Origin of the sequence: uncultured Nostoc sp. (assembly GCF_937863485.1) — a bacterium.
Lineage (GTDB): Bacteria > Cyanobacteriota > Cyanobacteriia > Cyanobacteriales > Nostocaceae > Nostoc.
Genome location: NZ_CALMFY010000057.1, coordinates 44,105 through 64,702, shown reverse-complemented (window position 1 = coordinate 64,702; position 20,598 = coordinate 44,105). Strand labels below are relative to the sequence as shown.

Below are 20,598 nucleotides of genomic sequence, written 5' to 3'. Positions count from 1 at the left end.
GCTCCCAAACCTACGGGAGTTGATTGTGCGATTTGGTGATTTGTATCACCGGAATTTCAATCCAAAATTCTGTACCTAACCCTGGTTGAGAATCACATTTAAATACACCACCGTGTTTATCCACCACAATCTGATAACTAATTGACAACCCCAAGCCAGTGCCTTTCCCCACTGGCTTAGTAGTAAAAAATGGGTCGCAGATTCTTGCCTTTATGGCTTCGGGTATTCCTGAGCCATTATCTGCAATGCGAATTACTACGCTATTGACATTGCCTTCAAGCTCACCAAGAGCAGTACGGATAGTAATTTGATGGCTATGAGGTTTCGATTCAGATTCCCTGTAATCTTCTAGGGCATCGATCGCATTGCTTAAAACATTCATAAATACCTGATTCAGTGGGCCAGCATAGCACTCTACTAAGGGCAAGTCACTGTACTCTTTGACTAATTTAATAGCCGAACTTTCCGGTTTTGCTTTCAAGCGATGCTGCAAAATTAGCAAGGTGCTATCAATGCCCTCATGAATATTAACTGGCTTTTTTTCTGCGTGGTCAAGGCGGGAGAAATTCCGTAAACCCAAGACTATTTGACGGATGCGATCAATCCCAATTTTCATAGAAGATAGAGTTTTCGGCAAATCCTCAATGAGAAATTCTAAGTCTATTTCTTCTGAGCGATCGCGAATCTCAGGGTTGGGGTTAGGGCTGTTTTGCAAATATAGGTCTAGTATACTGAGTAAATCTTGGGTGTAATCATTGACATGGTTGATGTTACCATAAATGAAGTTCACCGGGTTATTAATTTCGTGAGCAATACCAGCTACCAATTGACCCAGTGAGGACATTTTCTCAGTTTGGATCAGTTGGGTTTGAGTTTGCTTTAAATCATGCAGAGCTAGAGCCAGCTTTTCTGTCTGCTCTTTAGTCTGATTATGCAATTGGGCTTGTTGGAGTGCAACCCCAAGCTGATTAGCAATTTGAGTAATGAACTTAATTTCTGAGGCTTCCCAGTGGCGGGGTGCAGAGTTCTGGTAACCTGCTAGCAAGCCCCATAGCTGTTGCCCGATAAATATAGGTGCGATCGCATATGCCTTTACTTGTAATTGCTCCAAAACCGCAATGTGACACTCCGAGTGACCAGACTGATAGATATCATCAACTATATAGCTTTCATTATGGCGATATCGTCCACCTTGGGTTTCTTGTAAATAGCTATCTTCCCAAACTGTCTTAAGATCAGAACCTACAAGTTTTACCCAACCATCACCCACAAACTCGGCGATATATTCACCACTCCAATCTGGATGAAAGCGATAGACAGCCACACGATCCGCTTGCAGTGATTTGCAAATTTCTTGAGTGGTAGTCTGAAAAATCATATCTAAGTCAAGAGATTCCCGGATTTTCGCAACAACTTCAAACAATACCCGTTGTTGTTCTGCCGCTTGTTGCAAATCAACAGCCTGATGCTTGGTTTGTTCAAGTAAATCAGCTTGTTCCAGTGCTACAGAAAGCTGTGCAGCAACTTGGGTAGCGAACTGGATTTCTGAGGATTGCCATTCACGCGGTTGGTAGCACTGGTGAATGCACAACAAACCCCACAGTTCATTACTTTTAGCCAGTGGCAAAACTAAATTGGCTTTAACTTCAAGTTGATCCAGCATTTGGACATAACAAACATTCAGTCCAGAGTTGTGGATATCAGCGATCGCGTGGATGCGTCCTTGACGATAAAGGGCATCATACTTCTTCTTAAAGCAGTTGTCTTGAATTTTTAATGTTAAAGCAGAAGTAAACTCTGGCAAAAGATCCTCTGAAACAATTTCACCTTCATCGAGTTCGGAATTCGCGTCAAAGCGATATACTACCACTCTGTCAGCATTCAAAGAGCGACGGACTTCACACACAGTTGCGGCAAAAACTGTATTTAGATCAAGAGATTCCCGAATTTTGGCAACAACTTCAAACAATATATGTTGTTGTTCTGCCGCTTGTCGCAAACTTAACGTCTGCTGTTTTGTTTGCGTGAGTAATTCTGCTTGCTGAAGTGCTACTCCCATTTGGGCAGCAATCTGACTGAGAAAGTTAACTTCAGAGGCTTTCCATTGCCGGGGACCAGTGTGTTGATAAGTTGCCAGCAAACCCCAAAGTTTTTGCCCAACAAAAATCGGAGCAAGCACAAAAGCATGAATTTGAAACTGTTCTAGATTATCGATATGACATTGAGCAAACCCCATACTGTAGATGTCATCGACTGCAAATGTTTCATTGTTGCGGTAACGTCCTCCTTGTGTGTCTTGTAGGTAGGTATCATTCCAAACTGTATTAATACCTAGTTTGGAGTCATTCAACCAGTATGGATTAGCAGCCTCGAAATCCCCGACAAATTCACCACCCCAATTAGAATCGAAACGATAAACAGAAACGCGATCGGCTTTGATTAATTGACAAACCTCTTTAGTGGTTGTTTGAAAAATGGTATTTGTGTCAAGAGATTCCCGAATTTCGGAAATGACTTTAAACACAGCCTGTTGTTGTTCAGTTGTCCGTTGTAATTCAACTGTGCGTCTTTTAACTTGATGTTCTAAATTTTCATTGAAGGCTTGCACTTGTTGGTATAGTTCATACTGCTGAACTGCTGAAGCAAAGTGTTTACCGAGGTCTCTAGCCAGTTCAATCTCTTCAACTGTCCATTTTTGAGCTTGTGCTTTTTTAGATTCGCGCCAAACCTGAAAGGATTGTCGGGGGTACAGTTGCCTTTGATCGCTGTCATACTGCCTCGCCCACAGGGTTTCTGTATCGATTTCGTCGCGGAAAATACTTAAATAGCCCAGCAACTGCTGACGATACTGGAGTGGGATCATCAACATGCTACGAATTTTAGTTGGTTGAAAAGCAACTTGCAAAGTTCGCAAGCTAGAAGTTTGATATATATCTAAAATCGGCCAAACATCGTAGTTACTAGACTTGTAGTGTTCCTGCCAGACGCTATACTGCTCTATGAGTGGATATATGGTTTGTTCTGGCATCACAGGTTGCTGTCCACAAACATAAAGCTTGATACAACTATTTCCCGGTATTAAGCATTCTGTTAAGCTGGTCAGGTTGCCATTGTGGGAATCAAAAGCTGTATTTCTAATACAAAGCCTACCACCAACACCATCAAAGGCAGCAACAGCCGCTTCTAGGGCTGGCTGTAATATAATAGTGGGTAGTGAATGCAGCAGGGTAGCAATGCGGTTAATGATAGTTTCTCGTTCGGCTGTTTTGCGAACTTGAGTCAGCAGGGTACTTTGAGCGATCGCTACTGAAAGTTGATCTACTACCATCTGTACAGCTTCCAGTTCATATTCTGAAATCTGGTGTGACTCAGAATGGTGAGATACCAGCAGCCCCCAAAGTTGATCTTGATAAATAATCGGCGCTACTACAGAAGATTTGACCCCCATCCCACTCAAGTACTCAACATGACATGGATCTACAGGGCGGTAACGGATATCTTCTGATATAGTTTCTCCATTTTCCAACTCATGCAAGTGACTTTGACCAATCTCTTGAGTATCAAGATTAACAACAGAACGCACTCGTGATTTAATAAATAGTTCACGGGCGGTGGGCGGAATATCATCAGCAGGAAAGTTCAGCCCCAATAGCGACGGCAACCGATTTTCGTAAATTGACTCAGCAATCACTTGACCACTATCATCGGCATGAAATTTGTAAATCATCACTCGGTCAGTTTTTAGTAGCGATCGCACCTCTGCCGTTGTGACTGTGATAATTTCTTTCAACTCTAAGCTTCGTCGGATACGGTTTGTAATGCGGCGTAGTAAACTTTCTTCATGGCGACATAAGGGCAAATCTTGTTCAGGGTTGGAGATCATTGCTTATAGCAAAATAAATTAATAATTTGCAAACTGAAATAATTAAATCTAAAGCCATTTTGAAATTTATTTCATCAAATTGTCTTCAGTGAAACTACTGCCAAATCCATAAGACAAATATTTATTTAACTTTTAGAAAATTTTACCAAAAACTCATAAAAACAGACGCTGAAAAAATTGCGTCTGTACTAGCTATAAGAAAAGATTCTTGCTTTTTAGGTTTGAGTTTTTGTCGAATATTGCCGGAGCAACAAAATTAAACTCTTATGTTGTCAGTAAAACGAATTTTAAGATAGTCGTCTTCCATCTTTGCCCCTCCTGGTTGTAGTGCTGCTAAGGCTTGTGGCAAAACTAAGTTACGACGGTGGTTGCCAATAGTAATGTTTAATTCGTCACCATTTTTACTCAGTTGAACTTGGTTTTTAGGAATACCAGGTAAGTAAAGTTCTAAACTGTATTGGTTTTGCTCTTGCACGACTCTCATAGTCGTTTCTTTATAATAAACCTGAGTCGGATCTTCATCTTTATAAAGGGTTTCCTTCAGGCGTTCTAATGAAGCCAATCCGCACATTTCCTCAGAAAAAAGCGGAACTTCTTTCACAGGTAGAGGGTGGAAATTATCATGAATTTCCTGGCGATATTGTTCCTGACTTTCCTTCCAACGTTGGAAAAATGGGTCTTGGACTTCGCTTGGAATAATCCGATTAGCCACTACTAAATCTGTTGCAACATTATACAAACTCAAATAAGCATGGGCCCGGAGAGACTCTTTAATCACCATCTTTTCAGGATTAGTGACCAGACGCACTGAGGTTTGAGTATTATCTGTTAATACTTTTTCCAGAGCTTCAATTTGTTCATAAAACTCATAAGGTGCATCCATCACCTCTTTATCTGGTAGCGAAAAACCAGCAATTGGTCTAAAAAAAGGTTCAACCAGAGGTCGAAGTGCTACGGAGATGTTTTGAAATGGTTTGTAAAAACGGCGCATATACCAGCCACCGACTTCAGGTAAACTCAGCAACCGCAGTGCTGTGCCAGTGGGGGCTGAGTCGATAATTAAAACATCAAACTCACCTTCATCGTAATGGCGTTTCATCCTTACCAAGCCAAAAATCTCATCCATGCCTGGTAAAATTGCCAATTCTTCTGCCTGTACGCCGTCTAAACCCCTTGCCTGTAAAACTTGGGTAATGTAACGTTTCACAGCACCCCAATTTCCCTCTAGTTCTTGCAGCGCATCCAGTTCTGCACCCCATAGATTTGGGCGAATTTCCCGGGGTACATGTCCCATTTCTATGTCAAAACTGTCTGCCAGGGAGTGAGCGGGATCTGTACTTAAAACTAACGTTCGATAGCCTAATTCTGCACAACGGAGTCCAGTTGCAGCAGCAACGGAAGTTTTGCCCACGCCGCCTTTGCCAGTCATTAAAATTACACGCATAGATGCTTCTGTCCTACCTGAGGATTTTTTACATTTATTTACATTATCGACTGTTTAAGGAAAATAAATTAGTAGGCAAGGTTTTGAGTTTATCAAACTGATTATCAATAGTGTCAGTTTATTGATAGACTCAGAACAGAAAATCAAGGATTTTAAAAATAATTTTCCGTTCTTTTGCGTCCATTTGATTGCCAACTCGACTTATGTGTACACAGTAGCCCAATTTCTCCGGGAGCGGGCGTGGTCTTCTCCCTTGTCTAAAGCCTCTGGCAATGTGAGAAGGGGAGACGATGCCGCGTGTAAGCGTTGCGCGAAGGAGTCAGACGCTCTCTACGAGACGCTCTTGCTAGCAAGATCCCCGTAGGGGTAACGCGGACTCGCGCTTCGCTGCGCTAGCAAGAGCGTTTGGGGTCTCCCCAAGTGGAGTGACTGGCGTGGGGAGTGGGGGATCTAATTGCGTAACATAGTTTGATTTATTCTTGTCCACTTACTTATCATTATTAAAGTGAAACGGTATTAAGCTAAAGCCGTAACGCACCCTACTGGCGTGGCAAGACTAAATTTGTACATTAGATTTATGGTTTTTTGGGGCTAAAGCGCTACTACGAGCCTTTAGCTATTACACCATTTTAGTCTTGCCACGCTACTACTTAATATTTTCTGAATTCTGAATTCTAACTCTCGGAACTTTTGAATCTAAGGAAGCTAAAGATTGAAAAATCCAGAACAAAGGAAACCTCTGCTCCGGTTTTTCGCTTAACTCAGAGTTATCTCTGAATTCTGCTGTATATCCCATTTCTTTACTTCTTATTCCAGAGGCTTAAAAATGCTTGAGAGATAGCTGGGGTAATCTGACTTTGTAAGTGATTTAGTGCATCACGATGCTTTGCATTGTTGTCATCATAATAAGTGAACAAATTCGTCAGCTTGACAATCTCAGGATTTTGATCATTTGTCCCCCTCCATTTATTAGTAACTTTGTGTAAAACGTCCTTGGGTAGATTTTGTTGTAAGTTATTTAGGGCTGCGATGTAAGAAGGATTTTTAGGATTCTTTTTGAATTGGAAGCACAAATCTATCAGCTTAAGTTGTGATTGTGGCTGTGGCTGGGGCTTATTTGTTAGAGTAGGTTGCTGTAGAATTTGACGCTGTTCAATAGTGGCAATGCCATTTTCAGTTAAACCCTGAGATTTCTGAAATTTCTTGACTGCTGTATAAGTGGCTGGCCCATAAAAGGGCTTGTCTAGAGGAATTTCGGCATTGGTTGCAAAACCGTGAAACTTCAATCTATTCTGAAGCCCTTTGACTGTATCTTCCATTACAGTTCGAGTCTCTGAATCAGCGTTACCATTTACCACAAGTTTTTGTGAGTACTGTTTCTGAAACTTTTTAATCGCGTCTTCGGTAGGATCATCAGTCAAGGAGTTATTGTTCCTCTTCCAGGGAGCAAATTTTGTCAGATCAGGCTTAGGATCAATCTCAGGAGCTAAATATCCCAGCCCGATCAATATATGACGGATGACTTCAGGGCTACTAATGGCCATGCTTCTTGGTTCCTTCGCTACTAAACTACCATTTAATGTATCTTGTTTTACAAAAACTAAGTAGGTAGAAAAAAATAAATCTAACATATCTTGTTTGCAAGGCGTTCTAAAAGTTAAGCAATGTGTGATGACAAGGTGCAACTCTTTGAGACGTTTGGCGTAAGTGACTACAGACTGGTAAAAAGAAAGATGGTTTTAAGTCTTAGTGAGCGATCGCGATCGCTTATTCTCAACTATTGATGATACTACGCAATGTTTCCTTTACACTAGCTTGCAAGCGGCTCTCTATACTTGTGCGATCGCTCTTTGCTATTTTGCCACGTTTGTAAAAGAAAGTTGCGATTGGCAACGAAGAAAAAGGGGTAAGCGATCGCATCTATTACAGCAGATTTCAAGTTAGTTAAGTACAGTGCTTTGGTCTACAAGCCAGATAAAAAACCTTTTTGACTCCTAACCAAAGGCGGAGCGTCTCCGGCTTTGCTCCTAACTCTTGCTCTAAAAGGTTGTTTGAAAAGTGTTTCTCTGGTGACTTTAGGCACTTCCAGATCCCCCCTAACCCACCTTTTTAGGGGGTATTTAGAGGGATCTAAAACTTTTGATACCAAGAAGAGAACTTTTCAAACATCCTCTAAGGGACTGACAAAAAATAAATTATCCAAAATTATTTGTACATTTTTGGGGCGTAAGGCCTTGCGCCCCAAAAATGGGATGTTTTTTTAACTGGAAGTCCCTAATGATAAGTAACTGCACAAAAATATTGACAGTCATTACCAACGAAGTAAAGCAATCATAAACCGCAAGCGAATTGCAACTTTACAAGATGCTACGCGTAGCTTGCTTCTTCATAGGAGTACGTTTCCCTTCGTTACACTTGTAATGATATTGTGTAATTAATTCTGTACGACTACTTACTTAGCGGTTTGAGCGCTCTTTTTTGATTTTTGCTTTACGCCACCTTTCAAACGGGTTATCCTGCTTCTGCGGATGCGCTCGCTTTTGCGAATACCACCCGCCATCTCATATTCGATGCTATCGTTACCGTACTTGAAAGCAACTCCCATCAACATTTTCGCAGTAAGATTACCTAAGCTTGTTTCCAATTCTTCAATCTCGGTTCGGTAAGAATCAATCATCGCTAGAGCGCTGTTATACTCATCAATTTTGGTGCGTAACCGCTCAATTAGTTGTGTGAAGTTTTTTAAGTTGTGAGCATCCCCAAAATCTATGGTTGGATCAATCGCCTTCAGTCCAGAGGCTCTTAACTCAGCTTTTTCTAGAATGCGGGATATTAGTTTTTTACGAGTCATAAATTTACTCTTATCAAAAGCTTATAGAGCTAGCTTGCCCTACAGTGACTATATATCGCAGCAGTATAATCCGCAAAATATTGCATTTTTTAACTAAACTAATTATTATTTTTCATGGTTGATCTTCAGCTTAACGGCAGATCGAGTGTTAATAACGACAACTTACTCAAGACTTTGTTGGGTTGCGCTGCGCTTAACCCAACCTACGATTCTTCTTGAGTGAACCGTATTGCTACGCGAACAGCATCCCTCTTATTTCAAGAACTGCTGCGATCGTTGTTAGCTATTTCACCATCTTGGCAAAAGGGAACTGCGATCGCATTACCTAAAAGAAAATCAGTCACTAAAAGCAATGAAACCGCGCTATTCAAGGGACACGATAAAAAGTGTGCTAACAAATCCTATCAGGACTTACGCAAAATCATGATAAAACGAACCGCAAAGGAGAGGCAGCGCGTTGCGGGGGTTCCCCCCGTTGTAGCGACTGCCGTCGCAAAGGACACAAAGGAATAAGAGTTTCAGAGAGTTCTTGCGTAAGTCCTGCCTATGGTAGTCAAATAATAAGAAATGCAAGCTTGAGACAAAAGTATTGTCAACTACAACTGATATTGGCACTCTAATTAGCTTTTAAAAAAGAAAACTTACCATTGATACCGTTTGGTTCCATCTTGAGTTGTGCAACGTAAAACTCTTTTTGAATTACATCACCTACTGGCGTAAAAGCAATTTCACCGAGAGGAGTTTGATATTTTCCTCTTAGTAACTCTTTATTCAATTCTGTACGCAACTGTGGCAGTGTCAATTTGTTAATGTTGCTTTTCTTATCTAAAGATTGAAAAGCTTCTACATATATCTGTAATGCAGCAAAAGCTTGAGCACTTACTTGGGGTGGTTCTCTATGATATTGTTCAAGGTAGGCTTTGCGAAATGCGGTGTTAATTTCACTGGCATACACAGGGCTATAAGCTTGAGCCACAATCACGCCATCACAAAGCGCTCTGCATACAGAAAATATATGGGATGTGTTAAAACCATTGCCACCAACAATTATTCCTTTATAACCAAGTTCTCGTAATTGTTTAACTAAATTACCTCCATCTACAGCTAACCCGGATATAATCGCTAAATCTGGTTTTAAATTAATAGCATCGCTGGCTTGAGCTTGAAAGTCGGTATCTGTAGTTTGAAACTTTTGGACTGTGACTAAATCCAAGCCTAAATTTTTAACTGTTTTTTGAAATATTTCTGTTTCCGACTTATTGAAAGCGTCATTTTGAGCGTAGAATACAGCTACTCTTTTTAGATTAGGATTTTGCTTGAGTGCAGCTTTCACTGAATAAGGAGCGACGACAGCAACAGATGAAGAAACACGAGCCACATAATCACCAATTTCAGGAATGCCTTTAGCAGTGTTTGATGCTCCAATAACTGGGACTTGATTACGTTCTGCTACGGGATCAGCGCTAAAAGCTTGTTGTGATAAGGTAGGGCCAACAATGCCAACAACTTTATCTTTACTAATTAAAGTTTGAAAAGCGTTAATGGCTCCAACTTCATCACCACCAGTATCTTGATAGACTAATTTAATTGGTCTACCATTGATACCTCCTTTGTCATTAAAATACTTCTGGGCAATTTTTACTCCATCAGTTCCTTCTTGACCAAGTAATGCTACATTGCTTGTTTGTGCAAAGGCGATACCGATAAGAATACCATTAGCTGCACCTGTTGTCGCCGTTGGATTATTTGCAGAATTTGCTTCATTACTGGCACTTTTACCACAAGCTACCAGCAGTATAGAGCATGTAAATAGTAAGGCAGTTTGATGTGCGATCGCTTTTTTCATAGATGTATGACGATGATATTTGTTAGGATAATACTGGATTTTAGTGTATTACATGTAAATGAGAAATGCTATAGTTTAATGATCAGCAACTGAAGCAGAAGAAAAGTCAGATCATGAACACTGTCAAACTCAGCAAGGTGAAAATTACAGTCTCAGCCTTTGCTAATCGGCAGTTTCAAGGCAAGGTAGATAGTATCGCCTTTATGCCAGAAGATAATCTTACGAGTAATTCAGCTTCTAGTAATTCACTACATCAAATTCCCGTCAAGATTGTGTTTGATGGGTCAAGTATTCAAGGTTACGAATCCCGATTTAATCCGGGAATGTCAGCAATTGTAAAAATTGAAACTAAATAAATGGTCAGCCCCAACTCTAGGAGACGCTCTTGCGTTCGGGGAAGTCAAAAGTCAAGTGAAACTGGTAACATACTCGTTGTAGTTTGCATTTGCGAGTGAAAACGTAAAAACACTTATTTACCGAGGTGATTGTTTACTTGTGGCTAAGTAGAGCAATTATCTACTTTTTTGTATTAAGAGTGTTGGGATGAGGGGGCTAGCACTGCAATCGTTAAAGTCTTACGACAAATATAATTGTCATAATTAATCCCTGTGGTTAGGGATTAATCATGGCGATCGCTCATACGGAACTGCGATCGCTTTTTTATTGGATCAACCCGCCATTACTTCTATAGTTTCAACTGAGACTGCATATTTTTTATGCATTGTGGCAGGATTATGGGGTCAATCTGCAATATTTTCACAAGAAAACCAAGTCTGTGATGAGGAACCGAAGAACTGTCATGTCCTTTGCACGTCTGGTAGAGAAGGCATATTTTACTCAAAATGAATTTTCTTCAAGTTCAGCGATGTCTAGCGACAAGCCAGTTCACGTCTAGGCTCGTAAAACACGGGAGCAAGTAGAACTGGGTTATTCTGGTTGCATAAGTCGAATAGACCCCCCTTAATCCCCCCTTATAAAGGGGGGAAACTTGAAATCTTGCCCCCTCCCCTTTATAAGGGGAGGGTTGGGGAGGGGTGATTCAAGGATTTTTGCAAGAGGCCTATTGTTTTGAAGGCACATGGAGACGCTGAAACAACAAATGCATTCGCCGAAATAACAAATGCATTCGCCGAAATAACAAATGGGTTCGCCGAAATAACAAATGGGTTCGCCGAAACAACAAATGCGTTGGCGTAGCCCGCACTTCTCTACGAGACGCTGCGCGTAGCTTGCTTCCCCGTAGGGGTACGACAAAGTTCAGTGACCACCGCAGCCTAAAAGGAGAGGTCAAAGTGTATTGTATACAAATGAAAAGCGCTATATAAACTAAACTAGTAAACTTGTATTTTCACTTCCCTTAGAATGTCTCGTTCTCCACGCAACCTGCAATCTGGATTTTGCTACCACATCACCACTTTTGACTTTTGACTTTTGATTTTTGACTTCCCGCTAGGGCGTGGCATCCAGCGTTTTTACAATTAGGCAGGACTTTAGAAGAATGTGCGGCGAAGTACCGCAGGTTTTGTCAGAAGTACCGACCACAGGCGAAACCAGAACAGCGAAACCACTGGGGGAGCAGCTTTTTACCATCGGTGATCAAAGGTGGGAAAGCTAAAAAGTCGTCGCCTGGACAGATGAGCCTACCTTGGGACAAGCAGAAGTTAACTGAAAGTACGGAGGTGCATGAGATAGCGGCAAAATTTATTCAGGCAAACTGTTATCAGCCGACAGTGCCAGGTATCAAACCGGTTCAATTGCATCTAACTTGTCACTAAGCTCTTTTAACGTGCGTTCCTCTGACTGAAGCTGTTGCTCGTATTGAAACTTGCGGGATACATCAGTTTCAATTACCAACGCTGTTCGTATTTGTGCAACTTTCTGGCTTTGGAGCGTGTAAACTTTTTCCAGCGAGTCTCTTTCGTTCTGCGATCGCTCTCTTTGGTTTTGTGATTGGGCCGGACTACCTGATGCCGCCGTCTGCTGTTGCCCCATGTGAATATTCCAAATGTCGTCGCCAATATTCCCAGCATTTACTGTGTCACCATTGATTAACCGACTATCAAATTGGGAATTGGATAAGTGATCAAATGGCTTATTATCATTACAAGCATTAATCAGTATGATATGGGGTGAACTTTTTAGGTCTAGACGTTCCAAAATGCGGTTTATTTTGGCAAGTTCATCTTCTGAAAAATACAATATTACCTTCAATGAACAATGTGTTAATTCGCTAGAATTATCATAGGTTTTGCATTGCTTGGCAAGATAACTTTCTAATTGTAAATTCTTCCCCAACTTGAATTCAACTAATGTTTTATCTGTATTTTTATATAACACATTTAAATTGACTTTTTCACCTCCATTGTTTACCTCTTTATTTAGAGTATCAGTAGTGGAAAACCATATTAAACGGTATATAAGTTTAAGGTCTGCTTCTCGTTTTAGAGGCTTATCATTAACATAAAAATAATGATGTCCACCTTTATTTTCAATAACATCTTTAATCAATAATACTCGCTCTTTTGCCTCAGAATATGTGTTTACTGGGCTTTTATAAAACCCAATTGGCTTTAGGTACTCATTCACTAGTTGATTAATTTGCTCAACAAAAAGAGCTTTTACCTCTGCAACACGTTCTTCTGCAATAGAGGCTGCTTTATCACCCTCCTCTTCTTTAAGGCGAATGTAATGATCAATAACCTCTGGAAATTTATCTACTGCTAAGGTAATAGCATCTTGAATCTCCTTCTTTTTTGCTTTTGAATCCGTAGGAATAACTCGCAAAAGATACTCATTCAATTGAGCACGTAAGACTTCGTTCGGTAATCCACTAGCAATTTCTTGAAACCGCTCTAAAAGCTCTGGTCTATTAATCCACGACTCATCTTTCGTTAACATATCTTTGGGAGTAAGAAGAACATAATCACCATTAATGTAGGGTAATTGAAAATTTGCAGAAGCCCAACTACGGGTATGATAATTAAATTTTGTCTTGTTTATTGTTATCGACTTAATTTGACTTTTAGATAAATTATTTAATACAAATTCTTGAGTGTATGTAGCTAGAAAATTTTTGATTAGGTTAGTTGTAAAATCACTGATATTATCACGCCCTACACCTTCACGAACAAGGCATAATTTTTCTAAGTGGCTACTGCGCGTAATTGTCTCTTCGCCAAAACTTCTAAATAAAGAATTTAAGTTTTTGTTCAGAGCCTTAGCAAAATCTTTTCCGAGTCCATGACCTTCATTGCCTTTTTCACTGAATCCAAGCCAGTTTTGCTTAACTTCGGGGAAGGTAAACCAGGCATCTACTAAATGCGGATTAATTGCATTTGACAAAGACATTTCCTTCAAAAAACGCATGTAGCGTATGATATCTTCGTGAAGCTCTTTATAAGTTGGGTTTTCACTGTTAAATAGCAAAAATGGATCTACGAATAAGGGTAGATCGTTGATGAGCGATATATTGAAAGCTCCATATTCCTCGATTAAGTCCGGTGAAACTTCAAAAAAATCTGAAAAGAAAATAGCCATTGAGTAACTTAAACGCTTTTTAAGGCAAATTCATAAACTTATTTTAGTCTTGCCAAAAATTATTCAACCTATTGGACGCTGGTTCAGTTTAGCGCATAGGATGCAGAATGTTCTTGTGCACCAGGTACGTCTGCATTGCATCCTGAACCACTGAAAGACTCAAGATGGCTGAGATTTTAAGAGAAAACCCAAGCTTCGAGTTTTTTATGGAGTGCTGGGCGGATGACCCTGCTTTGCGGATTGTGATTAAGAAATTGCTGGCGAAATTTGGGCAGTGGGGGATTGCGATTGTGGACGGTATGCTGGTTGAGTGGAATGATTAGCGATCGCATTTCAACTACTTGCATATTCCAGTACTCTCCCAAACTCCCAGCGCCAAGCAGTCTCTACCAGTATTTCTTTGCCGTTGATGAATTGGATGAATTCTTGCCCATTATCATAAAAAAAGATGTGAGTAATACATTGCTCATTGTTTAGTAGGCAAGAAACCAAACTCCGATTTAATATTCCAGCGCTTACCGTCGTGAAGCAGTAGCGTTAACTTGTCAGCAGTAAACTCAAAATGCAACTGACGCTTTTCAAACTCTGGCCAAGCAGCTTTAAAGTTTTGCTTTGTTAAATCCCGAAACGCAACCGTCATGTGGGGCGCAAAAGGGCGGGTTTTAGAAACCTTGTCAACAATTCCCAAGTTGCTTTCTGTATAAGCCATTAAATCAGCTTGCAGAGTCAAAAGTTCTTGACTTCTGACTACATTAATGTATATGACACGAGGTACAAAAGCATCAAACCCCCTGAGTGTAATTGCTACTGGCTGTTGTTCACTAGCAAACTCCTTCAAGGATGCTTCTAGCAGTGGCAAATTAGCATCTGCCCATTCAAAGGGCGGTTGCAGGGTAATATGAGGCGGAGACTTTAGCGCCCCGCTACTAGCATAGTGATCGGCAAAGTACTGCTTAATCTGGTTGGCGTAGTCTTGAATGTCTTGCGGTGGTAAAAGGGCGACAAAAAAACGGCTCATCTAATTTTATCTCCTTAGTAATTGGTGGTCAGTGGGAAAACTTAAAGAAGGCGGAGCGAGTTGGCGCTTGATCCGCCATGTTGTGTTAATGAAAGAGAAAACTAAATGAGCGAGCAAATTTTTCTGTCCGATGAAGATGTTGTTTCTATGGCTCAGGATACTAACTTAACTGAGGCTTCAACATCGACAGGTGAAGAATTGATGGAACGTCTGAAGTATTTGGTGCATAGGAGCAGCAACTTAGAAGAGGACAAGGCTTCAGACTGGTTTGGAGATGGTGTCAACTGTAAGCTTTTACTAGCTCAGGGTGGCGGCTGGCAAAAAGGGAAAATCCGAATTCTCTTTGAATTTGTTCCTGACAAGCTGACACCTACAAAACCACTGATTCCCACTAACTCGACATCTCCTCTGGATGATCTGCGATCGCACTTAGAGGTCTAATAGTCACAGATGCGTCGCTAGCAGTAGGCGACATATCCATGAGAAAGCCGTCCTTGCCAAAGCAGGTAGGATGGCTTTATTCGTCTTGGTCTTTAAATCTTCAGTAAATTGCTGTAACTAGTGTATATTGCTACTAAATTGCTACCCAAAAATAGTCATAACTTAAGCAGGATGTCTGTTGCAACTGGAGTTAAGAAGCAAATGCCGTGGTTTGTGAAAATTGAAGAAGGCAAAGTCGATAAACCTACCTTTGACCAATATGTACCTGCCCACAAAGCCTACATTCAGGACTTGATTGCTAAAGGACACAAAGCGCGAACAGGCTACTGGGCAGAGCAAAGAGGCGGGATGTTGCTGTTTGAGGCAGCCTCAAAGGAGGAAGCAGAAGCAATTGTAGCTGATGACCCATTGGTACAACATGGCTGCGTCAACTATCAGCTTTACGAATGGCGAATTGTTATGGAATAACACACACTTACTGACTTTTAATGTTATGCTTTTAGAAGACCTGGATCTATGCGATTGCAACACCCAAATCTTGTCAGAACCGGAAGGTAGCAGCAACACGGGAGGCTTGTGATAGGCGTAGTCTCCGGGTCGCCCTATTTTTAGGAGCGTTCAGCAACAATGGCTGGTTTTGGAGATATTGTTCAAAAAGCTTTTTACCTCGGTGTTGGATTAGCTTCTTACGCAGGTGAGAAAGCAGGGGGGAAATTAGCCCAAGTGCGATCGCAAGTCCAAAAACTGGCAGATGAAATGGTGGCAAAGGGCGAAATGAACACAGAAGAAGCCCGCCGCTTCGTTGAAGATATGATGAAGCAAGCCCAACAGGCCCAAGCATCTGGTGAAACCTCACCAGAAACACCCCCTTCTGAACCTCGCCGCATTGAAATTTTAGAGGAAGATGAAGAACCAACGGTGAAAGAGGGAGCAAGTGATCAGAATGTGGATAAATTACGCCAAGAAGTGATAGACCTGCAAAATGAGTTAAAACGATTGCAACGCGATTAATAAAAAATATTCTTTGAGCAAAATATTAGTCATAAGTGGCAGTTCAGATAGAAACTTGAGTAAGATACATTGCTTAATGTGTACTCTAGTGCTTCCAGCCAGATAACACAAACCGTCCTGTTTATAGCCTGTAAGGGCGTCAAGTTTATGGAACAGTGGCAAAAAGATTTAGCAGAAATTGTCGAAACAGTGGCTGATGAAGTAGAGCGTTTCTTCCTGGGAATGAGTGAAATGGTAGACGCTTTTTTTGAGCTAACGGAAGAAATCACCGAGCAAGTCCCTAACATTGTCAGTGAAGTCGATCAGTATTTACAGGATTTGGCTGAACCAATGTTGGAAGCTTACTGGGAACTGGAAGACATTGTAACAGATGTAGATCCGGGCTTTCCTTATTCAGTTGAACCCACAGCCGAAAAAAATCCTGCCTGCATCGGTTGTACTCACTACCACGGTCAGGTTTATGGTGGTAATTTATTAGTTTGTGCCATGCATCCTCACGGTTGTGAAGATGAGAATTGTCCAGACTGGGAGAAGGAAGAGTATTGAGCTGAGTAAGGATTTACGATTTATTAGTCTCCCCATTTTCTCGTTTGCCCAAACTAGCAAATAATCATAGTTTAATAACTTATGAGTAATTCCTCACCTGAAAGTGTATCTCAGGCAAGCCTAGAAATGAAGTATGGCGAACGCGACATTGCCGAAGGTAAATTAATTACCTTTCCAAATCCGCGTGTGGGTAGGCGATATGACATTAATATTACTTTGCCGGAATTTACTTGTAAATGTCCGTTTTCCGGCTATCCTGACTTTGCGACAATTTACGTTACCTATGTGCCTGATGAGCGGGTAGTGGAATTGAAGGCGCTTAAGCTTTACATTAACAGTTACCGCGATCGCTACATTTCTCACGAAGAATCTGCCAATCAAATTTTGGATGATTTTGTAGCTGCTTGTGATCCGTTGGAAGTCACGGTGAAAGCAGATTTTACGCCTCGCGGTAATGTACATACTGTGATTGAAGTGCGTCACCAAAAGTAATATCATCACTGATTAGCGTTATTCAGCAATTTTCTTGACGGCAGATTGCACTTGAAGCACAACTTTTTTAGACAAAGGAATATATCCGAGTTCCAAACTGGATTTTTGCCCCTCAATCACAGCCCAATCAACAAACTTTTTCAGCACTTGAGCTTTGACTCGGTTTGGATATTGGTGATAAGTTAAAAGCCAGCTGTAAGTGACGATGGGATAAGACTGGGCATCTGTAGGATCGGTGATAAAAGCAATCAAATTATTGTTGGGTAATTTCACTGCCTCTAAAGTTTGAGCTACAGATTCTGGTGTCGGCGTAATATAATTACCAGATTTATTTTCTAAAGCAGCCACAGGAAGTTTATTTTGTTTGGCGTAAACGTACTCTACGTAGCCAATAGCTCCTGGTATCTGTTGAATCAAGGCGGTAACACCTTCATTACCTTTTCCACCAATTCCTACTTGCCATGCTACAGCTTTACCAGCCCCAAGTTTCCTTTTCCATTCTGGACTTATAGCACTTAGGTGTTGCGTCAACACGCTCGTAGTCCCACTCCCATCAGTTCGGTGTACGACTTGAATCGGTAAATTGGGCAAACTTACTCCTGGATTAGCTGCGGCTATTGTAGGATGATTCCAATTCGTAATTTTTCCGAGGAAGATATCTACGTAAACTTGGCGTGGTAGCCTTAGAGTCGTTGGCACATTGACTTGAGGCGACTGCTGTGCAACTTGTCTGAGGTTATAAGCCAGTACAATAGAACCGGCAGTTATTGGCAAAGCGATCACTCCCCGTTTTATCTTGGCTGCTTGTTCATTTGTAATTCCCACATCACTAGCTGCAAAGTCCACAGTACCTTCAATGAGTTGTTGCACTCCAGCACTGCTCCCTATAGCTTGATAGTTAATTTCCACATTGGGATTTTTCTGATTGTAATCTGAAAGCCAGCGCTCGTACAAAGGCGCGGGAAAACTTGCTCCAGCACCAACGATAGAAATATGCTTGATGTTTCTATGATCCCCAGTGCAAGAAGCAATACTCAACGAAACAGCGATTAGGGGTAGAAGATAAACGCGTCCCTTGGATTGAACTTGAGCAGACATAGAAATCTTTTGTTCCAATGTTTAATAAACACCTCTAATAATTTTTTAATTTGTAGCCGTGCGGGCGTAATTAATTGTAAATAACTTTGAAACGCATAGGCAGTTCGCCTTCCCGCAGGGTAGGGGCGCAGAGGTTCACGCAAAGGTACACAAAGTTATCACTTATGCTCTGCGTTCGTCTGCAATTTACTTTGCACCCCTTTGTTTTTAAACTTCAATTGGCGTCTCTTTCTCCTCACCTTTTGGCTGTGAACTCAGCCGATCTAAAATCTCCAAAACCTCTTGTTCAAAAGCAACTTGGGCGCGATTAGTTTTACCACCCACATACAAGCGATCGCCTTTTTGCAATGCCCAAATTTGCGAGTGGGAGAAGTAACTCATCACCACACCCAGCATTAGCAAGCCAAACCCTGAGTAAACAATTGGTATGCCTGGATCGGCTTTAATTTGTAAGCCAGTGCTACCAATCACATCCAGAATTTTCAGCTTCACGCCATTGACTTGGGTGGACATCCCAGTGCGGACAGTATCAACGAGTTTGCCAGTGGGATCATAAATTAATACCATCCCTTGCAAGTCTTTGGCTAACAGGGAGACACCCTCACTCAAATCAGGTTTAGTCGGAACCCATGTTCCCCAAATGCGCCCGTTACCGTTCGTGTTCAATTGCGCCATCGGTAGTTGAAAAATCGGGCTGTTGTTAAATTGGACGCGAACAGCTGCAATTCCCCAATCAGTTTGGTAGAAAGTGACGCCATGATAGCGCAGAGGCTCGTTGACAAAAATTTTCTTGTGATCAACTTCCTTTCCCTGATTATTCAAGACAGACATATCGGAATAAAATTGATCAATGCCGCCAGATGGAGTATAGTCAATCCAAAAACGATTGACTCGCACAGACCAATCTTTCGGGACTTGAGCTGCTGCTAAAGGGCCAGCATCTACAATATTTCTCACCTGAAATGTATCACCACTGGCAACCATTTCCTGAGCAAGAAACCCAGTCATCGCCCCCCAAATTCCGCCTAGCAGAATAGCTACGATGCCAATATGAACGATAATTGGGCCGATGCGTCCGACTATTCCCTTACGGGCATAGAGAAGATTTTCTTTTTCTTGATCTGGAAAAATTTTATAGCGGCGTTTCTGTAATATTTCGCTGAGAGAATTCAAAGAACCAGTATCTAGTTCTGCACTCAAAGCTAACTTTTGAAATTGCCGTGGTTCTTCGTAATATTTCCAGCGCTGGGCAGCTTTTAAGGCTGGTAACTGACGAGTAAAAGAACAAGCAGTTAAGCTAGTGCCAAATAAGATGAGTAATGCCAGAAACCACCAGGTACGATATACGTGGTCTAACCCAACTACCTGAATTACCTTCCAAGTTAAGAAACCAAATAAAGCTGGATGTTCTGGGTAGTTAGCTTGGTAGAATGCGGGTGAGCGACCTTGCTCAATTACAGTTCCGGTGGAACTAAAGATTGCAATCAATAGAAATAGTGCGATCGCTAGTCGTAAGTTGGTCAGTACAGGCAAAAGCTCCTGCCGTAAGAATTGCCCAGGTACTGCCCACCATTTTAATTCTTTGTCCGCTGAATCTTCTAAAGTCATTATGTGTAAAATATTACAAATGTATTGATAATATAAATCTCAATCAGGCACTATCAAGGATTGAAATTAAAAACTGCCAATGGGAATCCGAGAAATTAAGGAAAATACACCGAATCCTACCAACAGCGCCCCGCTGACTGGGTTAATCCAACCAGACCAGCGACGCAATTCCAGTAACTTTTTAATTGAAGCTGTAAAAGTACCCGCCAAAATCAATGGTGCTACATAACCGCCTGTGTAAGAAAGTAGCAAAACAGCGCCTAAAATTAAGTCTTGTGTATTGGCAATCCAACCTAGTAAGCTAGCTAAAACAGGCGTGCTACAAGGGGATGCGACTAAGCCGAAAGTCAGCCCCAGCAAATAGGAACGCAATCCTGCTGGTAAATCTGGCGAAATCCAATTCGTTTCACCCAAGGATGGAAATTGCAGAGGTAGAGCTTCTAGTAAGTTCAGCCCCATGAGAATGGCGATAATGCTGACGATAATCGGCAAACCAATTCCCACTTGACCGTAGACTTTTCCTACCAAAGCTGCTAATATTCCTAATCCTGCCAATGTAGTTGCTAATCCGAAAGCAAACCAAGTTGATTGAGCAGCTGCTTGCAAACGGCTTTTGGCTTCATAACCACCGATGTAACCAATGGTAATTGGCAGCATAGAAAGCATACAGGGTGTGAGACTAGTGAGCAAGCCAGCTGCAAAGATGATACCAATACTCGCCACACTCAGGTGTGTCAGTTGGTTAGAAACGAGGCTGTTGGCAAATTGTTCTAGTTGGTAAATTTGGGTTTGCAGGTTATCAAGCATGGGGAGTTAATGAGCG

Annotated in this window: 18 protein-coding genes and 1 other RNA gene; 9 read left to right on the top strand and 10 right to left on the bottom strand. The window is 41.4% G+C overall.

What is annotated here, in order from left to right; genetic code table 11:
- Positions 1–10 precede the first annotated feature (10 nt).
- The 4 genes from Q0541_RS08425 to Q0541_RS08410 all read right to left on the bottom strand — a co-directional run bounded on the left by Q0541_RS08425 (position 11) and on the right by Q0541_RS08410 (position 8,178).
- Positions 11–3,883, bottom strand: coding sequence for a GAF domain-containing protein (locus Q0541_RS08425; RefSeq protein ID WP_298908177.1), 3,873 nt, complete (start codon positions 3,881–3,883; stop codon positions 11–13).
- Between the two features lie 256 nt (positions 3,884–4,139).
- Positions 4,140–5,327 (bottom strand): TRC40/GET3/ArsA family transport-energizing ATPase, encoded by a 1,188-nt coding sequence (locus Q0541_RS08420; protein WP_273769113.1) that lies wholly within the window; start codon positions 5,325–5,327, stop codon positions 4,140–4,142.
- Between the two features lie 800 nt (positions 5,328–6,127).
- Positions 6,128–6,958 (bottom strand): peptidoglycan-binding domain-containing protein, encoded by an 831-nt coding sequence (locus tag Q0541_RS08415; protein ID WP_298908166.1) that lies wholly within the window; start codon positions 6,956–6,958, stop codon positions 6,128–6,130.
- Between the two features lie 821 nt (positions 6,959–7,779).
- Complete coding sequence (locus Q0541_RS08410; protein ID WP_298908163.1) at positions 7,780–8,178, bottom strand: hypothetical protein; 399 nt, start codon at positions 8,176–8,178, stop codon at positions 7,780–7,782.
- 219 nt (positions 8,179–8,397) lie between these two features.
- Here Q0541_RS08410 and Q0541_RS08405 point away from each other — a divergent pair, with 219 nt between their 5' ends.
- On the top strand, positions 8,398–8,691 hold the full coding sequence (locus tag Q0541_RS08405; RefSeq protein ID WP_298908159.1) for a hypothetical protein: 294 nt from the start codon (positions 8,398–8,400) through the stop codon (positions 8,689–8,691).
- A 103-nt stretch (positions 8,692–8,794) separates the two neighbouring features.
- Here Q0541_RS08405 and Q0541_RS08400 read toward each other — a convergent pair whose 3' ends face one another.
- Positions 8,795–10,024, bottom strand: coding sequence for an ABC transporter substrate-binding protein (locus tag Q0541_RS08400; protein ID WP_298908156.1), 1,230 nt, complete (start codon positions 10,022–10,024; stop codon positions 8,795–8,797).
- A 113-nt stretch (positions 10,025–10,137) separates the two neighbouring features.
- On the opposite strand from Q0541_RS08400, the gene Q0541_RS08395 reads away from it, so the two are divergent.
- Entirely contained in the window at positions 10,138–10,380 is a 243-nt protein-coding gene (locus Q0541_RS08395; protein ID WP_298908153.1) for a hypothetical protein, read from the top strand.
- Positions 10,381–11,764: 1,384 nt separating this feature from the next.
- On the opposite strand, the gene Q0541_RS08390 is transcribed toward Q0541_RS08395, so the two are convergent.
- The gene (locus Q0541_RS08390) at positions 11,765–13,561 is read right to left on the bottom strand and encodes a hypothetical protein (RefSeq protein WP_298908150.1); all 1,797 of its coding nucleotides are present in this window, start codon (positions 13,559–13,561) and stop codon (positions 11,765–11,767) included.
- Between the two features lie 164 nt (positions 13,562–13,725).
- Here Q0541_RS08390 and Q0541_RS08385 point away from each other — a divergent pair, with 164 nt between their 5' ends.
- Entirely contained in the window at positions 13,726–13,884 is a 159-nt protein-coding gene (locus Q0541_RS08385; protein ID WP_298908146.1) for a hypothetical protein, read from the top strand.
- Between the two features lie 143 nt (positions 13,885–14,027).
- Here the strand turns inward: Q0541_RS08385 and Q0541_RS08380 are convergent, their stop codons facing one another.
- Positions 14,028–14,579 (bottom strand): 2'-5' RNA ligase family protein, encoded by a 552-nt coding sequence (locus tag Q0541_RS08380; protein WP_298908144.1) that lies wholly within the window; start codon positions 14,577–14,579, stop codon positions 14,028–14,030.
- A gap of 105 nt (positions 14,580–14,684) precedes the next feature.
- On the opposite strand from Q0541_RS08380, the gene Q0541_RS08375 reads away from it, so the two are divergent.
- The 6 genes from Q0541_RS08375 to queF all read left to right on the top strand — a co-directional run bounded on the left by Q0541_RS08375 (position 14,685) and on the right by queF (position 17,069).
- Positions 14,685–15,020 carry a KGK domain-containing protein gene (locus tag Q0541_RS08375; protein WP_298908142.1) on the top strand — a complete coding sequence of 112 codons (336 nt, stop codon included), beginning with the start codon at positions 14,685–14,687 and terminating at the stop codon, positions 15,018–15,020.
- Positions 15,021–15,221: 201 nt separating this feature from the next.
- Positions 15,222–15,488 (top strand): YciI family protein, encoded by a 267-nt coding sequence (locus Q0541_RS08370; RefSeq protein WP_298908409.1) that lies wholly within the window; start codon positions 15,222–15,224, stop codon positions 15,486–15,488.
- A gap of 37 nt (positions 15,489–15,525) precedes the next feature.
- An RNA gene (ffs, locus tag Q0541_RS08365) (signal recognition particle sRNA small type) lies at positions 15,526–15,622 on the top strand.
- A gap of 25 nt (positions 15,623–15,647) precedes the next feature.
- Positions 15,648–16,031: a phasin family protein gene (locus Q0541_RS08360; RefSeq protein ID WP_298908139.1), complete on the top strand. Its 384-nt coding sequence runs from the start codon at positions 15,648–15,650 to the stop codon at positions 16,029–16,031.
- Positions 16,032–16,178: 147 nt separating this feature from the next.
- Positions 16,179–16,577 (top strand): hypothetical protein, encoded by a 399-nt coding sequence (locus tag Q0541_RS08355; RefSeq protein WP_298908137.1) that lies wholly within the window; start codon positions 16,179–16,181, stop codon positions 16,575–16,577.
- A gap of 81 nt (positions 16,578–16,658) precedes the next feature.
- Positions 16,659–17,069 (top strand): preQ(1) synthase, encoded by a 411-nt coding sequence (gene queF, locus Q0541_RS08350; protein WP_298908135.1) that lies wholly within the window; start codon positions 16,659–16,661, stop codon positions 17,067–17,069.
- Positions 17,070–17,087: 18 nt separating this feature from the next.
- Here queF and pstS read toward each other — a convergent pair whose 3' ends face one another.
- The 3 genes from pstS to Q0541_RS08335 form a co-directional block, all read right to left on the bottom strand.
- Complete coding sequence (gene pstS, locus Q0541_RS08345; RefSeq protein WP_298908133.1) at positions 17,088–18,167, bottom strand: phosphate ABC transporter substrate-binding protein PstS; 1,080 nt, start codon at positions 18,165–18,167, stop codon at positions 17,088–17,090.
- 207 nt (positions 18,168–18,374) lie between these two features.
- Positions 18,375–19,775 (bottom strand): cytochrome c biogenesis protein, encoded by a 1,401-nt coding sequence (locus Q0541_RS08340; RefSeq protein ID WP_298908130.1) that lies wholly within the window; start codon positions 19,773–19,775, stop codon positions 18,375–18,377.
- A gap of 66 nt (positions 19,776–19,841) precedes the next feature.
- Positions 19,842–20,582, bottom strand: coding sequence for a cytochrome c biogenesis protein CcdA (locus Q0541_RS08335; RefSeq protein ID WP_298908127.1), 741 nt, complete (start codon positions 20,580–20,582; stop codon positions 19,842–19,844).
- Positions 20,583–20,598: the final 16 nt, after the last annotated feature.

Excerpts from the sequence above, each read along its gene's own strand:
- Q0541_RS08425 (WP_298908177.1), bottom strand. The coding sequence starts at position 3,883 with ATGATCTCCAACCCTGAACAAGATTTGCCCTTATGTCGCCATGAAGAA.
- Q0541_RS08420 (WP_273769113.1), bottom strand. The coding sequence starts at position 5,327 with ATGCGTGTAATTTTAATGACTGGCAAAGGCGGCGTGGGCAAAACTTCC.
- Q0541_RS08415 (WP_298908166.1), bottom strand. The coding sequence starts at position 6,958 with ATGTTAGATTTATTTTTTTCTACCTACTTAGTTTTTGTAAAACAAGAT.
- Q0541_RS08410 (WP_298908163.1), bottom strand. The coding sequence starts at position 8,178 with ATGACTCGTAAAAAACTAATATCCCGCATTCTAGAAAAAGCTGAGTTA.
- Q0541_RS08400 (WP_298908156.1), bottom strand. The coding sequence starts at position 10,024 with ATGAAAAAAGCGATCGCACATCAAACTGCCTTACTATTTACATGCTCT.
- Q0541_RS08395 (WP_298908153.1), top strand. The coding sequence starts at position 10,138 with ATGAACACTGTCAAACTCAGCAAGGTGAAAATTACAGTCTCAGCCTTT.
- Q0541_RS08390 (WP_298908150.1), bottom strand. The coding sequence starts at position 13,561 with ATGGCTATTTTCTTTTCAGATTTTTTTGAAGTTTCACCGGACTTAATC.
- Q0541_RS08385 (WP_298908146.1), top strand. The coding sequence starts at position 13,726 with ATGGCTGAGATTTTAAGAGAAAACCCAAGCTTCGAGTTTTTTATGGAG.
- Q0541_RS08380 (WP_298908144.1), bottom strand. The coding sequence starts at position 14,579 with ATGAGCCGTTTTTTTGTCGCCCTTTTACCACCGCAAGACATTCAAGAC.
- Q0541_RS08375 (WP_298908142.1), top strand. The coding sequence starts at position 14,685 with ATGAGCGAGCAAATTTTTCTGTCCGATGAAGATGTTGTTTCTATGGCT.
- Q0541_RS08370 (WP_298908409.1), top strand. The coding sequence starts at position 15,222 with ATGCCGTGGTTTGTGAAAATTGAAGAAGGCAAAGTCGATAAACCTACC.
- Q0541_RS08360 (WP_298908139.1), top strand. The coding sequence starts at position 15,648 with ATGGCTGGTTTTGGAGATATTGTTCAAAAAGCTTTTTACCTCGGTGTT.
- Q0541_RS08355 (WP_298908137.1), top strand. The coding sequence starts at position 16,179 with ATGGAACAGTGGCAAAAAGATTTAGCAGAAATTGTCGAAACAGTGGCT.
- queF (WP_298908135.1), top strand. The coding sequence starts at position 16,659 with ATGAGTAATTCCTCACCTGAAAGTGTATCTCAGGCAAGCCTAGAAATG.
- pstS (WP_298908133.1), bottom strand. The coding sequence starts at position 18,167 with ATGTCTGCTCAAGTTCAATCCAAGGGACGCGTTTATCTTCTACCCCTA.
- Q0541_RS08340 (WP_298908130.1), bottom strand. The coding sequence starts at position 19,775 with ATGACTTTAGAAGATTCAGCGGACAAAGAATTAAAATGGTGGGCAGTA.
- Q0541_RS08335 (WP_298908127.1), bottom strand. The coding sequence starts at position 20,582 with ATGCTTGATAACCTGCAAACCCAAATTTACCAACTAGAACAATTTGCC.